This window comes from Bacillus sp. X1(2014), from assembly GCF_007678255.1.
On the sequence record NZ_VEED01000003.1, the window covers coordinates 212,383 to 226,918 of the forward strand.

Consider the following 14,536-nt stretch of genomic DNA (forward strand, 5'->3'; position numbering starts at 1 on the left):
ATGACATCAACAATAAATAATGTACGAACCATCGCAATGGACATGTTAGTAGCTATTGAAAAGAATCAAGCCTACAGCAATTTACTTCTAAATTCTACCATTGAAAAAAACGAGCTGCCTGCTAAAGATGTCGGTCTCTTAACAGAATTAGTCTATGGAACATTACAAAGAAGAATGGCGCTTGACTATTTTTTAGAGCCTTTTGTCAAAGAAAATAAAAAGTTAGCAAATTGGGTTCACCATTTATTAAGGCTCACGCTATATCAAATGGTTTACCTTGATCGAATACCTGACAGAGCTGCAATATACGAAGCAGTTGAAATTGCCAAAAAACGCGGTCATAAAGGAATTGGCAGTTTGGTAAATGGTGTTTTAAGGAGCATCCAAAGAGAAGGGCTCCTGTCACTTTCGGAAATTGCCGATCCAAATAAGAGACTCGCACTTGAAACTAGTCATCCGGAATGGCTTATTACTAGGTGGGTAGATCAATTTGGATATGATAAGACAAAAGAAATGTGTGAGGTTAACTTAACCGCACCATTGCAAACGGCACGAGTTAATCTTACAAAAATTTCAAGAGACGAATGTATTTCCATATTAGAGGAAGATGGTTTTCAAATCGAAAAAAGCCCGATCATCCCTGAGGCCATTCGTTCGTTAAAGGGAAATCTTGCTTCAACCATTTCCTTCAAATACGGAATGTTTACCATCCAAGATGAAAGTTCTATGCTTGCAGCCTATGCATTAGGTGCATCGCCGAACGAATATGTCCTCGATGCCTGCGCCGCACCAGGTGGTAAAAGTACCCATATTGCTGAAAAAATGGGCAATACCGGTGAAGTGATCTCGGTAGATCTTCATCAGCATAAGGTAAGATTAATCAATGACAATGCCAAGCGGTTAGGTTTAGAAAATATAAAAACAAGTGTCTCTGATTCAAGACATTTACAAGAAAAGTTTAAGATTGAATCATTTGATCGAATTCTTCTTGACGCTCCGTGCTCCGGACTCGGAGTTATGAGGAGAAAGCCAGATATGAAATATACCAAAACAGAGATGGATATAAAGCGGCTAAGTATAATTCAACAAGACTTATTAACGTCCGTAACGCCTTTACTGAAAAAAGGCGGCATTCTTGTTTATAGTACATGTACAGTCGATAAAGAAGAAAATGAATATACAGTTAAAACATTTCTAGAGAATAACCCTGAATTCGAGGGGGATGTAACTTTTAAAAACCGAATGCCAGAAGCGATACAGCCATTGATTACAGGTTTTGATTTGCAAATATTCCCTCAAGATATTGGGTCAGATGGATTTTATATAGCAGTTTTAAGAAAGAAGGTGTAACAGTTGGAACAATTAAATACAACTGAGACAAACACAACAGCGGAAGTAAAGAAAAAATCTATTTATTCATTACAATTACAAGAATTAAAGGATTGGCTTTCTGAGAATGGTGAAAAGCCATTTCGTGCCGAACAAATCTTTGAATGGCTTTATAAAAAAAGAATTACATCTTTTGAGGATATGAGTAATGTCTCGAAGGGCCTTAGAGAAAAGTTAGAAAGTAATTTTGTACTAACTACATTAAATACGGCAATTCAACAAACCTCATCTGATGGGACCATTAAGTTTCTTTTTGAACTTCATGACGGATATTCCATTGAAACCGTGTTAATGCGTCATGAATATGGGAATTCAGTTTGTGTCACAACGCAGGTAGGCTGTCGAATTGGTTGTACCTTTTGTGCTTCTACATTGGGCGGATTAAAAAGACATTTGGAAGCAGGCGAAATTGTTGCTCAAGTTGTGAAAGTCCAACAAACACTTGATGAAACAGATGAGCGTGTTAGTTCAGTGGTTATTATGGGTATTGGAGAGCCGTTCGATAATTATGATAATATGATGTCATTTTTAAAAATAATTAATCATGAAAAGGCGCTTAATATTGGAGCACGTCATATTACCGTATCAACAAGTGGAATTGTACCGAAGATTTATAAGTTTGCCGATGAAGACACACAAATTAATTTTGCGATTTCTCTGCACGCTCCAAATACAGAATTACGATCGAGGTTAATGCCTATTAACAAGGCATATAAACTTGATGACTTAATGACGGCAGTAAGGTATTATATCGATAAGACAGGGCGTCGAATCAGCTTTGAATATGGTCTTTTTGGCGGAGTTAATGATTCAGTTGAGCATGCCGAAGAATTAGCTGAATTATTAAAAGGATTGAAATGCCATGTGAATCTAATTCCTGTTAACTATGTTCCTGAAAGGGATTATGTACGGACGCCAAGAGATAAAATTTTTGCCTTCGAAAAAACATTGAAAAACCGCGGCATAAATGTAACGATTCGCCGAGAGCAGGGGTCAGATATAGCTGCAGCATGTGGGCAACTTCGTGCAAAGGAGCGGAAAGAGGAGACGAGGTGACAAAAGTGAAAGCTGTTTTTAAAACAGACCAAGGAAGAGTTCGTCAAAATAATGAAGATAGTGGTGGTACTTTTGTAAATCGGGACGGACACCGCCTTGCCATCGTAGCAGATGGTATGGGCGGTCACCTTGCCGGTGATGTTGCAAGTAATATGACGGTAACACATTTACAAGAAATGTGGGAGAAGTCTGAAGGGATTCAAACAGCTGATCAAGCAGAAGCATGGTTAAAAACGCATGTTCTTCAAGTGAATCAATTGCTTTTTAATCATTCCAGAAGCCATGTGGAGTGCGAAGGGATGGGCACAACGATTGAGGCGGTCATAGCATCAGAGAATTTTACAACCATTGCCCATGTTGGTGATAGTCGTTGTTATATTTTAAATGATACGGGATTCAAACAGCTTACGGAGGACCATACGCTTGTCAACGAATTAGTTCGGACCGGACAAATCTCGAAAGAGGATGCGGAGCATCACCCAAGGAAAAATTGGATTTTAAGAGCCCTAGGAACGGAACAAGATATTAAAATCGATTTTAAAACAATCATGTTCGAAGAAGGAGATTATCTTTTACTGTGCTCTGATGGATTGTCCAATAAAGTAAATGAAAAAGAAATGATTCAAATTCTCCAAAATGAAGATTCACTTGAACAAAAGGCATCTACATTAATAAAGATTGCCAATGAGAATGGTGGAGAAGACAATATAACCCTAATTATATTAGAATATGCTAATGATCATGAATTGGGTGATCATCAGTGATTATTGGGAAGAGAATAAGCGGCCGCTATAAAGTTCTTGAAATGATTGGCGGAGGCGGTATGGCTAATGTTTATTTAGCACATGATATGATTTTAGACAGGGAAGTTGCTGTTAAAATGCTCCGCCTTGATTTTGTGAATGATGAGGAATTTATTCGCCGTTTTCATAGAGAAGCACAGTCAGCTACCAGTCTTACCCATCCCAATATAGTCAGTATATACGATGTAGGTGAAGAGGATTCTCTTTACTATATCGTTATGGAATATGTGAATGGGCAAACATTAAAGCAATACATAAACCAACATGCATCACTTCGTGTCGAAAAAGCTTTAGATATTATGATGCAATTAACTTCTGCCATATCTCATGCCCATCAAAATCATATTATTCATCGTGATATTAAACCACATAACATACTTATTGATCGGAATGGCAATGTAAAAATCACTGATTTCGGAATTGCTATGGCATTGAGTGCAACAAGCATTACTCAAACTAATTCGGTTTTAGGCTCGGTCCACTATTTGTCACCAGAACAAGCTAGAGGCGGTATGGCGAATAGGAAATCAGATATTTATTCTCTTGGGATTGTTATGTTTGAAATTTTAACTGGAAGGCTTCCATTCTCTGGGGAATCGGCTGTTTCGATTGCATTAAAGCACCTTCAATCAGAAACTCCGTCTGTAAGAAGGTGGAATTCAAACATCCCACAAAGCGTAGAGAATATTGTTTTGAAGGCAACTGCAAAAGATCCATTTCATCGTTATAACAGTGTAGATGAAATGGAAGAGGATATTAGAACAGCACTTGATCCAGAAAGAATGAATGAACCTAAGTTTATCATTCCAATCGATAATGAAGCAACAAAGGCAATACCCATTATTACCGATGACCGTCCTCATAAAAATCTTGATGAAACATTAGTTCATAGTGCGGACAAAACTGTCCAAACCAAAAAAGAGACACCTGAAAAAGAAAAAGAGACTAAGAAAAAGCGGAAAAAATGGCCGACTGTCTTAATTGTAACTTTTCTTACCCTTGCTGTTCTAGGGCTATTAACTATAACCTTTTTACCTGGTTTATTGTCTGCTAAAGATATCAAAATTCCGGATGTAAGTGGGATGGAATTGGATGATGCGATTTCCAAGCTTAAGTTAAATGGTTTAGAGGTAGAGAAACAAATCGAGATTCCAGATGATGTGGTTGATCAAGGAGAAGTCATTAAGACAGATCCAGAAATTGGCACAACAGTTAAGGAAAACACAAAAGTTAACCTATATGTAAGTACAGGAAAAGAAAAAACGGAACTCTCGGATTATGTTAGAAGACTATACGATGATGTTTTTCCTTTATTAGAGAATCGAAATTTTAAAGATATTAAGAAGACAGAAGTATATGATGAAAGTGAACCAGGAACGATCCTTAGTCAATCACCTCCAGGTGGTGAAAAAGTTGTCCCTGAGGACACTGTATTAGAGTTTGAAGTTAGTAAGGGACCAGAAACAATCGATCTTAAGGACTTAACACAATACACCTTAAAAAGTGCAGAGGACTATGCCTCTTTAGTAGGACTCAATATCAAGACTGAAGAAAAATATGATGAAAAAGTTCCTGCCGACATGGTGATTTCACAAAAACCAAAACCTGGAACGGTAATGACTAAGGGCGATACCGTAACCATTATTATTTCAAAAGGTAAAGAAGAAAAGCCGCCGAAAACGGTAGTGAAGGAAATAACCATTGATTACGAGCCAACCGTTCCGGTTACTGGTGAACCTATTCCTAAACAGGAAGTTCTTATTTACATCGAGGATATGAATCACAGTATGACGGAACCGGCAGAAACCTTTTTTATTACCGAAACAACCAAAAAACAAATTGAGTTAACAATACCATACGGCGGAAAAGCTGGCTATAGAGTAATTCGAGACACCAAGGTAATAGCGGAGGATGTAATTAACTATTCTGAAACAGAATAATGATAGTTGAGGTTTTCTAATTGAAAGGCAAGGAGTGTGGCTATGCCGGAAGGAAAAATTGTTAAAGCACTTAGCGGATTCTATTATGTACTTGGAAACGATAAGTTAATCCAATGCCGTGGAAGAGGGATCTTTCGAAAAAATAAAATTACCCCTCTAGTAGGGGACGAGGTAGTTTTTCAAGCGGAAAATGACTTGGAAGGATACATCATGGAGGTAAAGTCTCGCAAGAATGAGTTAATACGTCCACCGATTGCAAATGTTGACCAGGCCATTCTAGTGTTTTCAGCTGTTGAACCTGAATTCAGTACGGTCCTATTAGATCGATTCCTAGTACTGGTTGAATTTAATCGAATTGAACCACTTATTTGTATTACCAAAATGGACCTTACCAACGATGATGAGCAAAAGATGATTAAGGAATACAGAGAGCAATACACAGCAGCAGGATATAAAGTAATTCTTACTTCTTCCGAAACTGAAGCAGGAATTGAGCTGTTAAGTCCGCATGTCGATAATAAAATATCTGTTTTTGCTGGTCAATCTGGTGTTGGGAAGTCATCGTTACTGAATGTCCTTAGACCTGACCTTGAATTAAAAACAAATGATATTTCATCGCATCTAGGCAGAGGAAAGCACACAACCAGACATGTGGAATTAATTAAGATTGGCAATGGACTAATAGCAGACACGCCAGGCTTTAGTTCATTGGAATTTACCAATATTGAAGCCGAAGATTTGACTTTTTGTTTCCCTGAAATTCAAACAGCTAGTGAAAATTGCAAATTCCGTGGCTGTTTGCACGTGAGCGAACCTAAATGTGGTGTGAAGCAAGCCGTTGACTCAAATGAAATCCCAGCATATCGTTACGAACATTATTTGGACTTCCTACAGGAGATAAAAGATAGAAAGCCGAGGTACTAAACATGGTTAAAATAGCCCCATCCATACTTTCAGCCGATTTTTCAAAATTAGGTGAAGAAATTTTAGCAGTGGAAAAAGGAGGAGCTGACTACATTCATATTGATGTTATGGATGGTCACTTTGTCCCTAATATTACGATTGGACCCCTGATTGTTGAAGCGATTCGTCCAATCACCAAACTTCCGCTAGATGTACACCTTATGATTGAAAACCCTGATCAATATATTGAGGCATTTGCTAAAGCTGGAGCTGATTATATTACTGTACATGTTGAGGCATGTCGTCACTTACATCGCACGATTCAAAATATTAAATCCTTTGGTATTAAGGCAGGTGTAGTATTAAACCCAGCAACACCTGTTGAATCGATTCAACATATAATCGGTGAAATTGACATGGTTTTATTAATGTCAGTTAATCCAGGGTTCGGCGGGCAAAAATTCATACCTGAAGTTCTTCCGAAAATAAGAAAAGTAAAAGAAATGGCAGAACAAAAAGGTGTAGACATGGAGATTGAGATTGACGGCGGTGTTAACCCAGAAACGGCAAAGCTTTGCATGGAAGCAGGTGCGAATGTTCTTGTGGCAGGCTCAGCTATTTATAATCAAGAAGATTATGCGGAGGCAATTTCGCTGATAAGAGGTTAATGGGGAAAGCCAGCTTACATGCTGGCTTTTTGCATACTGAAAAAAAGGAGAATTTTTATGATTATCAATATTGTAGCCGGAGGCCCTGAAGACCTTTTGCCAGATTTTACGGAATACATGGTAAATGATGCAATTTGGGTAGGAGTCGATCGCGGCGTCTATCATTTATTAAAAAGAAACATTTCTCCCTCTATTGCTTTTGGTGATTTTGATTCTGTGTCATCAGATGAGTTAATTTATATTGAAGACCGGGTTACAGAATTGAAAAAGTATAAACCGGAAAAGGATGAAACTGATATGGAGCTAGCTCTGAATTGGGCGCTTAATCAGCATCCAAGCACCATTCGTTTATTTGGGGCAACTGGCGGCAGGCTGGATCATTTATTTGCGAATGTTCACTTATTGCTCACTCCGGTTCAAGAAAAAAATGAAGTGGATATTTGCATAATTGACCGTAATAATATTGTTTTTATTAGAGAAGCAGGCAGTTATAAGATTGAAAAAATGGATTCAAAAAAATATATTTCCTTTGTTCCTGTAACATTAAATATCCGCAATCTTACCCTAGAAGGCTTTAAATTCCCTTTGAAAAATCGTCATATTTCAATTGGTTCAACACTATGTATTAGTAATGAACTTATTGATGATTATGGTACTTTTTCATTTTCTGAAGGCATATTAATAGTGATAAGAAGTCATGATTAATATGTTTTAGTAACTAACTCAGAATGGTGCCTACAATGTTTTTGGTACTGATTTCGTTCGTTTGAATAAAATGGTAGGGCGTTCGAAAAAAGTTGAGTTGAAATAAGCTGGGGAGATTTGTGAGGAGGGACAGTATGAAATTTTATACGATTAAACTGCCGAAATTTTTAGGCGGACTTGTCCGTGCGATGATTGGAGCGTTTAAAAAGAACGAATAGCATAAATATGTATGTTGATATCGTTTTACAATGGCACCCGTATAATTTGGGTGCTTTTTATTTTGTTAATTAGGGAATACTATACAAATAGTTTCCTGAAGAGAAAAAGTGCTTTTTGGTACAAATTCTGTTGATTTCCGCTCCAGGTACTTCGCTTTCCGCGGGCGTTGCGGGGAGCCTCCTCGGCGCTTTTAGCGCCTGTGGGGTCTCCCCTGCCCCGTACTCCCGCAGGAGTCTTCGCACCTTCCGCTCCAATCAACGGGGTGCCAAAATTAACGATCAGTGTTAAATAAAAAGAAAAGACACCCTTAACGGATGCCCATTCTAAACGGTTTATTAAACGCGTTCTACTTTACCTGATTTTAACGCTCTTGCAGAAACCCAAACACGCTTAGGCTTTCCATCAACAAGAATACGTACTTTTTGTAGGTTAGCACCCCATGTACGCTTGTTTGCGTTCATAGCGTGAGAACGTGCGTTACCAGTTGTTGTTTTCTTTCCAGTTACAACACATTGACGTGGCATAATGATTTCCCTCCTTAACTACCAAAAGCTTTATACAGCAATCTTTAAGATCCTCATCTGGAAAAAGAAAATTGTTTGAACAAATTTTCTAGACTTGAGATACCTTAATAATTTATCATACAACTTATTTGATTGCAATAGTTACCTTTCAAGAAAAAAGCCTTGACATCACTTTATATAAAATACTCTATTAGTAAACAGACAGGAATAACTTTCAATATTGCAGTGACTATAGTAAAATGACTATAGTCAAGGAGCAATTTTTTCAGGAGGGGGAACGATTCATGTCCATTGAATTAAAAACAAAGTACGGACAAATTGATATTTCTAACGAAGTAATCGCGACCATTGCCGGAGGAGCGGCGATCGAATGTTATGGAATCGTCGGTATGGCCTCAAAGAATCAAATTAAAGATGGAATTACGGAAATACTACGTAAAGAAAATTTCACTCGGGGCGTGATTGTCCGCCAAGAGAACGAGGCATTACATATTGATATGTATATTATTGTTAGCTATGGAACGAAAATTTCCGAAATTGCCCACAACGTGCAATCAAAGGTTAAATATACCCTCGATAAGACTGTTGGACTTGCCGTTGACTCGGTCAATATTTACGTTCAGGGAGTTAGAGTGACGAACCCGTAAGTTTGTGTAACGACTCTCGTAGAGGAGGAAAGTTTGTGTCAATAACAGCTTTAGATGGAAAACGTTTTGCCGAGATGGTGATACAAGGTGCCAATCATTTGTCAGCAAATGCGAAAATGGTTGATGCTTTAAACGTTTTTCCCGTGCCCGATGGTGATACTGGAACTAATATGAATTTATCAATGACATCCGGGGCAAAAGAAGTAAAAAATAATGTTCAAGATCATATTGGAAAAGTAGGAGTAGCCCTTTCCAAAGGATTGCTAATGGGAGCGCGCGGCAATTCAGGAGTTATCCTGTCACAGTTATTCCGTGGCTTTTCAAAGGCGGTTGAAACGAAAGCAAAAATCTCAGGGACTGATTTTGCCGAAGCCCTGGAAGCTGGAGTAGAGACAGCCTATAAAGCAGTAATGAAGCCTGTTGAAGGAACCATTTTAACTGTCGCCAAGGATTCTGCTAAAAGGGCCGTCCAAGCTGCCCAGCATTCAAACGACGTTATTGTGATCATGGAAGAAGCTTTAAAAGAAGCTAAAGCTTCATTGAAACGCACTCCCGACCTGCTTCCTGTTTTAAAGGAAGTTGGCGTGGTTGACAGTGGCGGTCAAGGTCTTGTATTTGTGTACGAAGGATTTCTTGCGGTCCTAAAAGGCGAAAAGCTTCCTGATACACCTACAGCGGCTCTTTCAATGGATGAGCTGGTTAATACTGAACATCATAAAAGTGTCCAAGGACATATAAACACAGCAGACATTGAATTTGGGTATTGCACCGAATTTATGGTGAGATTTGAACAGGAAAAGACAGCAAAACATCCCTTCGATGAAGGTATATTCAGAAACGACCTTAGCAAATTAGGCGATTCTTTATTGGTCATAGCGGATGAGGATGTGGTGAAAGTCCATATTCATTCCGAACAACCTGGAGAAGTACTTAGCTACGGGCAAAAGTATGGAAATTTAATTAATATGAAAATAGAAAACATGCGTCAACAACATAGCAATATTGTTGGCGAACAAAAAAGTGCACCAGTTGCAGACCAGCATAAATCAGCAAAAGAACAGCAAGAATACGGAATCGTTGCCGTATCAATGGGCTCCGGGATTGCTGATTTATTTAGAAGTATTGGCGCACATGCAGTGATTGAGGGCGGACAAACGATGAATCCGAGTACGGAGGATATCGTCAAGGCAGTGAAAGAAGTGAATGCTAAAAAAGTATTTATCTTACCGAATAATAAAAACATCATTATGGCAGCTCAGCAGGCCGCAGATGTTTCTGAAGAGGACATTTATGTGATCCCTTCCAAAACGGTTCCGCAAGGACTATCAGCTTTGTTAGCATTCAATCCAACTACTGATCTTCAGACGAATGAAGAATCAATGAATGAGGCACTAAAACATGTGAAAACTGGTCAAATCACCTTTGCTGTTCGGGATACTCAGATTGATGGATTAGAAATCGAAAAAGATGATTTTATGGGTATTGCTGAAGGGAAAATAGTCGTTAAAAACAAGGACAAAGGCAAAGTTGCCAAGGACCTGCTTTCACAAATGCTGGATGAGGATTCAGAAATATTAACCATCATTTATGGGGAAGACATTAACGAGGAAGATGTAAAACAGCTTTCAAAATATGTTGAAGAAAATTATGGAGATGTTGAAGTGGAAATCCATAATGGCCGTCAGCCATTATATTCATATATCTTTTCAATTGAATAATGAAAAGCTAAAATAGAAGGGAGCATCCCTTCTTTTTTTGTGCAAAAAAAGCAAGTGGAAAAATACGAAAATAATAACAGGTTTAACGATGCCAACTACACTAAGAGAAACTGGGCAGGGAGGGTTGGCGGCAGCACCGACAGATCGTAACTGGAAGCCGAGATCTTCGGTATACCGCAGTGTAATAGTGAATCCACAACTTAATCAATCAATAACCGTCATAAAGGGAATTGGTGAAGAAACTGCTGAAATTTTTTCAGAAATGAAAATCTTTACGATAAAAGATTTATTGGAGTATTTTCCTTATCGTTATGAAGATTACCGCCTCCGTGAACTAACAGAGGTGCAGCATGATGAGAAAGTAACAGTGGAAGGGAAGGTTCACAGTGAGCCTTCTCTTAGCTATTTTGGCAGGAAGAAATCAAAACTTATGTTCCGGCTTTTTGTTGGAGCACATTTGATTAAGGTAGTCTTTTTTAACCAACCCTATTTAAAAAATAAAATCATCATCAATGAAACCATTACGGTCACAGGAAAATGGGATGCCCATCGGCAAACGATTACCGCAAATGAAATGCAGATGGGAACAAATGCAAAAACAAAAGATTTTGAGCCGGTTTACTCGTTAAGAGGAAAATTAACGACAAAGGGAATACGGAAATTTATCAGCATTGCTTTTCAACAGTATGGACATTTTATTGAAGAAACGCTGCCAATTGCTTTTTTAAAAAAATATCGATTACTTGATAGGCAGGCAGCATTCCAAGCTATGCATTTTCCAGACAGCCAAGAAGAGGTGAAACAGGCTAGAAGGCGTATTGTTTATGAAGAATTTCTTTTGTTTCAATTAAAAATGCAGGCATTAAGGAAATTTGAACGCGAGCATTCACCTGGGGTTTGCCAAAACTATGATGTAACAAAAATAAAGGAATTTATTAATAGCCTTCCGTTTCCGTTAACAAATGCCCAAGCACGTGTGGTAGATGAAGTATTAACAGAACTAAAATCACCACTTCGCATGAATCGATTACTGCAGGGTGATGTTGGTTCGGGAAAAACAGTGGTTGCGGCAATTGGCTTATATGCCAGTGTTACGGCTGGGTTTCAAGGTGCGCTTATGGTACCAACAGAAATTTTGGCAGAGCAGCATGCAGAAAGTTTAAAAAGAATGCTAGAACCTATTAATGTCAGGTGTGAACTTTTGACGAGTTCTATAAAAGGAAAACGAAGAAAGGAAATCCTCCAACAACTAGCAGATGGGAACGTGGATATTTTAATTGGTACACACGCACTAATTCAGGACGAGGTCACCTTCAAGAGACTTGGTTTTGTCATCACGGATGAACAGCATCGTTTTGGCGTGGAACAACGAAGAGTACTGAGAGAAAAAGGTGAGAATCCAGACGTTTTGTTTATGACAGCGACGCCGATTCCTCGAACACTCGCGATTACGGTATTTGGTGAAATGGATGTTTCAATCATTGATGAAATGCCAGCAGGAAGAAAGACGATAGAAACCTATTGGGCCAAACCAGAAATGCTTGAACGGGTACTGGCTTTTGTTGAAAAAGAATTACAAAAAGGCCACCAAGCCTATGTTATTTGTCCGCTCATTGAAGAATCAGAAAAGCTCGATGTTCAAAATGCCATTGACGTGTACAATACATTAAGTCATTATTTTCAAAACCGATTTAAAGCGGGTCTTATGCATGGCCGTTTAAGCTCGGAAGAAAAGGACTCGGTAATGAAGGCATTTAGTGCGAACGAAGTACAGGTTCTAGTTTCAACAACCGTTGTTGAGGTGGGGGTAAATGTACCGAATGCGACCATGATGGTTATTTATGATGCTGAAAGGTTTGGCCTTTCACAGCTTCACCAGCTGCGCGGCAGGGTTGGACGCGGCAGCGATCAATCTTATTGCATTTTACTGGCAAGTCCAAAATCAGAAGTGGGCCAAGAACGAATGCGGATCATGACCGAAACGAACGATGGCTTTGTATTAAGTGAAAAAGACTTAGAGCTTAGAGGGCCTGGCGACTTTTTTGGCAGAAAACAAAGCGGGGTTCCTGAATTTAAAGTGGCAGATATGGTTCATGATTATCGAGCCCTTGAAACCGCACGAAATGATGCAGTGATGTTGATTCAGTCTGAAACATTTTGGAAAGACTCAGAATATCAATACCTAAGAAATATCCTCGATGAATCAGGCGTTTTAGAAGGGGAAAAACTAGATTAAATCAAACTTTTTCCTCTTAAAAGGTTCTTTGTTGGAAAAAGCAGAAGTGCAAGATAAAAAACTATTTCTTGCAATCTGCTTTTTCAAATTTTATACTACTATTAGTACCTAGTCATAAGATCGCGGACGGTGTGAACATACATGAGAAAAAGTAAAAAAGAGCGACAACAATTGTTGACCACGACAATCCAAGATAATCCTTTTATAACGGATGAAGATTTAGCAGAAAAGTTTCAAGTAAGTGTACAAACTATTCGTCTTGACCGTTTAGAATTATCGATTCCTGAACTACGTGAACGGATCAAGACTGTAGCTGAGAAACGATTTGATGATGAAGTACGCTCATTACCGCTTGAAGAAGTAATTGGTGAAATTATTCATATAGAATTGGATCAGAATGCCATTTCGATTTTTGATGTAAAAAAAGAGCATGTCTTTATTAGAAATAACATAGCACGCGGCCATCATGTATTCGCTCAGGCTAATTCTTTAGCTGTAGCTGTAATAAATGATGAACTGGCGCTAACAGCCAAAGCGAATATCCAATTTAAACGTTTGGTAAAACTGAATGAGCGGGTAATTGCCAAGGCTAAGGTTACAAAAATTGATCGGAATCAAGGTAGAACAAGTGTCGAAGTTACAAGTTTTGTAAATAATGAACTTGTTTTTACTGGAGAATTTGAAATGTACCGTTCGAAAAATCGGTAGAGGATGAGGAACATGAAACTAGCAATCGATGCCATGGGCGGTGACAATGCTCCCAAAGAAATTGTATTAGGGGCACTTAAAGCTGTACAGGCATTTTCAGATATACATATTACCCTTGTCGGGGATGAAAATAAAATTAATGATACATTAACCAATCATGAACGGATCTCTGTTATCCATACAACGGAAGTAATCCTCGGAACAGATGAGCCTGTTAAAGCGGTTCGGCGCAAAAAGAATGCTTCGATGGTGCTAGCCGCAGGGCAAGTCGCAGATGGATTGGCAGATGCATGTATTTCAGCAGGGAATACAGGTGCGTTAGTAGCTGCTGGACTTTTTGTGGTAGGAAGAATTTCCGGGATACACCGCCCAGCCTTAGCACCTACACTGCCAACCATAGGCGGCGAGGGATTCTTGTTATTAGATGTCGGCGCTAATGCGGATGCCAAGCCGGAGCATCTCCTCCAATATGGACTAATGGGTTCGATTTATAGTGAGAAAGTAAGAGGCATTTCCAAGCCAAGAGTCGGTCTTTTAAATATTGGGACGGAGGAAAAGAAAGGGAATGAACTTACCAAGCAAGCTTTCGAATTGTTAAAAAATGCTAATATTCATTTTGTGGGAAATGTCGAAGCGCGGGATCTATTAGATGGTGTAGCGGATGTGGTTGTGACCGATGGATTTACGGGAAACATGGTCCTAAAGACGATTGAAGGCACGGCACTTTCCATGTTTAAAATGTTAAAAACAGCATTGATGAGTAGCTTTACAAGTAAATTAGCGGCAGCTGTGCTGAAACCGAATCTTAAAACGTTAAAAAATACAATGGATTACTCTGAATATGGTGGTGCAGCTTTGTTTGGTTTGAACGCTCCTGTCATTAAGGCGCATGGCTCCTCGAATGGTCAGGCTATATTTAGTGCAATCAGGCAAACAAGGGATATGGTAAGTAACGATGTTGTCGGTTTAATAAAAATGTCATCTGAAGAAGCAAATCAAGAAAAAGTAGAACGGTAAAGG

General features: G+C 38.8%; 15 protein-coding genes. 13 read left to right on the forward strand and 2 right to left on the reverse strand.

Annotated elements, in window-relative coordinates; all coding sequences use genetic code 11:
• The 8 genes from rsmB to spoVM all read left to right on the forward strand — a co-directional run bounded on the left by rsmB (window position 1) and on the right by spoVM (window position 7,682).
• Window positions 1–1,350 carry a 16S rRNA (cytosine(967)-C(5))-methyltransferase RsmB gene (rsmB, locus tag FS608_RS08565; RefSeq protein ID WP_144548963.1) on the forward strand — a complete coding sequence of 450 codons (1,350 nt, stop codon included), beginning with the start codon at window positions 1–3 and terminating at the stop codon, window positions 1,348–1,350.
• Window positions 1,351–1,353: 3 nt separating this feature from the next.
• Window positions 1,354–2,445, forward strand: a complete 1,092-nt coding sequence (gene rlmN, locus FS608_RS08570; RefSeq protein WP_144548965.1) for a dual-specificity RNA methyltransferase RlmN — start codon at window positions 1,354–1,356, stop codon at window positions 2,443–2,445.
• Between the two features lie 5 nt (window positions 2,446–2,450).
• Window positions 2,451–3,209, forward strand: coding sequence for a Stp1/IreP family PP2C-type Ser/Thr phosphatase (locus FS608_RS08575; RefSeq protein ID WP_144549404.1), 759 nt, complete (start codon window positions 2,451–2,453; stop codon window positions 3,207–3,209).
• Window positions 3,206–5,188, forward strand: a complete 1,983-nt coding sequence (pknB, locus tag FS608_RS08580; protein WP_144548967.1) for a Stk1 family PASTA domain-containing Ser/Thr kinase — start codon at window positions 3,206–3,208, stop codon at window positions 5,186–5,188. Before FS608_RS08575 ends, pknB begins: the two co-directional genes overlap by 4 nt.
• A gap of 42 nt (window positions 5,189–5,230) precedes the next feature.
• Window positions 5,231–6,112, forward strand: coding sequence for a ribosome small subunit-dependent GTPase A (gene rsgA, locus FS608_RS08585; protein WP_144548969.1), 882 nt, complete (start codon window positions 5,231–5,233; stop codon window positions 6,110–6,112).
• 2 nt (window positions 6,113–6,114) lie between these two features.
• Window positions 6,115–6,759: a ribulose-phosphate 3-epimerase gene (gene rpe / locus FS608_RS08590; protein WP_144548971.1), complete on the forward strand. Its 645-nt coding sequence runs from the start codon at window positions 6,115–6,117 to the stop codon at window positions 6,757–6,759.
• 57 nt (window positions 6,760–6,816) lie between these two features.
• Window positions 6,817–7,464, forward strand: coding sequence for a thiamine diphosphokinase (locus FS608_RS08595; RefSeq protein WP_144548973.1), 648 nt, complete (start codon window positions 6,817–6,819; stop codon window positions 7,462–7,464).
• A gap of 134 nt (window positions 7,465–7,598) precedes the next feature.
• A complete protein-coding gene (gene spoVM, locus FS608_RS08600; RefSeq protein WP_035445740.1) occupies window positions 7,599–7,682 on the forward strand; it encodes a stage V sporulation protein SpoVM in 84 nt (27 codons plus the stop codon).
• 79 nt (window positions 7,683–7,761) lie between these two features.
• Here spoVM and FS608_RS30740 read toward each other — a convergent pair whose 3' ends face one another.
• The gene (locus FS608_RS30740; protein WP_222127325.1) at window positions 7,762–7,941 is read right to left on the reverse strand and encodes a hypothetical protein; all 180 of its coding nucleotides are present in this window, start codon (window positions 7,939–7,941) and stop codon (window positions 7,762–7,764) included.
• 77 nt (window positions 7,942–8,018) lie between these two features.
• Window positions 8,019–8,207 carry a 50S ribosomal protein L28 gene (gene rpmB / locus FS608_RS08610; RefSeq protein WP_026566424.1) on the reverse strand — a complete coding sequence of 63 codons (189 nt, stop codon included), beginning with the start codon at window positions 8,205–8,207 and terminating at the stop codon, window positions 8,019–8,021.
• Between the two features lie 284 nt (window positions 8,208–8,491).
• Here rpmB and FS608_RS08615 point away from each other — a divergent pair, with 284 nt between their 5' ends.
• The 5 genes from FS608_RS08615 (at window position 8,492) to plsX (ending at window position 14,533) form a co-directional block, all read left to right on the forward strand.
• Window positions 8,492–8,854, forward strand: coding sequence for an Asp23/Gls24 family envelope stress response protein (locus FS608_RS08615; RefSeq protein ID WP_144548976.1), 363 nt, complete (start codon window positions 8,492–8,494; stop codon window positions 8,852–8,854).
• A gap of 35 nt (window positions 8,855–8,889) precedes the next feature.
• Complete coding sequence (locus FS608_RS08620; RefSeq protein ID WP_144548978.1) at window positions 8,890–10,572, forward strand: DAK2 domain-containing protein; 1,683 nt, start codon at window positions 8,890–8,892, stop codon at window positions 10,570–10,572.
• Window positions 10,573–10,759: 187 nt separating this feature from the next.
• Entirely contained in the window at window positions 10,760–12,808 is a 2,049-nt protein-coding gene (recG, locus tag FS608_RS08625) for an ATP-dependent DNA helicase RecG (RefSeq protein WP_144549406.1), read from the forward strand.
• Window positions 12,809–12,949: 141 nt separating this feature from the next.
• On the forward strand, window positions 12,950–13,516 hold the full coding sequence (fapR, locus tag FS608_RS08630; RefSeq protein ID WP_144548981.1) for a transcription factor FapR: 567 nt from the start codon (window positions 12,950–12,952) through the stop codon (window positions 13,514–13,516).
• A gap of 12 nt (window positions 13,517–13,528) precedes the next feature.
• The gene (gene plsX, locus FS608_RS08635; RefSeq protein WP_144548983.1) at window positions 13,529–14,533 is read left to right on the forward strand and encodes a phosphate acyltransferase PlsX; all 1,005 of its coding nucleotides are present in this window, start codon (window positions 13,529–13,531) and stop codon (window positions 14,531–14,533) included.
• Window positions 14,534–14,536 lie beyond the last annotated feature (3 nt).

Excerpts from the sequence above, each read along its gene's own strand:
- rsmB (WP_144548963.1), top strand. The coding sequence starts at position 1 with ATGACATCAACAATAAATAATGTACGAACCATCGCAATGGACATGTTA.
- rsgA (WP_144548969.1), top strand. The coding sequence starts at position 5,231 with ATGCCGGAAGGAAAAATTGTTAAAGCACTTAGCGGATTCTATTATGTA.
- rpe (WP_144548971.1), top strand. The coding sequence starts at position 6,115 with ATGGTTAAAATAGCCCCATCCATACTTTCAGCCGATTTTTCAAAATTA.
- FS608_RS08595 (WP_144548973.1), top strand. The coding sequence starts at position 6,817 with ATGATTATCAATATTGTAGCCGGAGGCCCTGAAGACCTTTTGCCAGAT.
- spoVM (WP_035445740.1), top strand. The coding sequence starts at position 7,599 with ATGAAATTTTATACGATTAAACTGCCGAAATTTTTAGGCGGACTTGTC.
- rpmB (WP_026566424.1), bottom strand. The coding sequence starts at position 8,207 with ATGCCACGTCAATGTGTTGTAACTGGAAAGAAAACAACAACTGGTAAC.
- FS608_RS08615 (WP_144548976.1), top strand. The coding sequence starts at position 8,492 with ATGTCCATTGAATTAAAAACAAAGTACGGACAAATTGATATTTCTAAC.
- fapR (WP_144548981.1), top strand. The coding sequence starts at position 12,950 with ATGAGAAAAAGTAAAAAAGAGCGACAACAATTGTTGACCACGACAATC.
- plsX (WP_144548983.1), top strand. The coding sequence starts at position 13,529 with ATGAAACTAGCAATCGATGCCATGGGCGGTGACAATGCTCCCAAAGAA.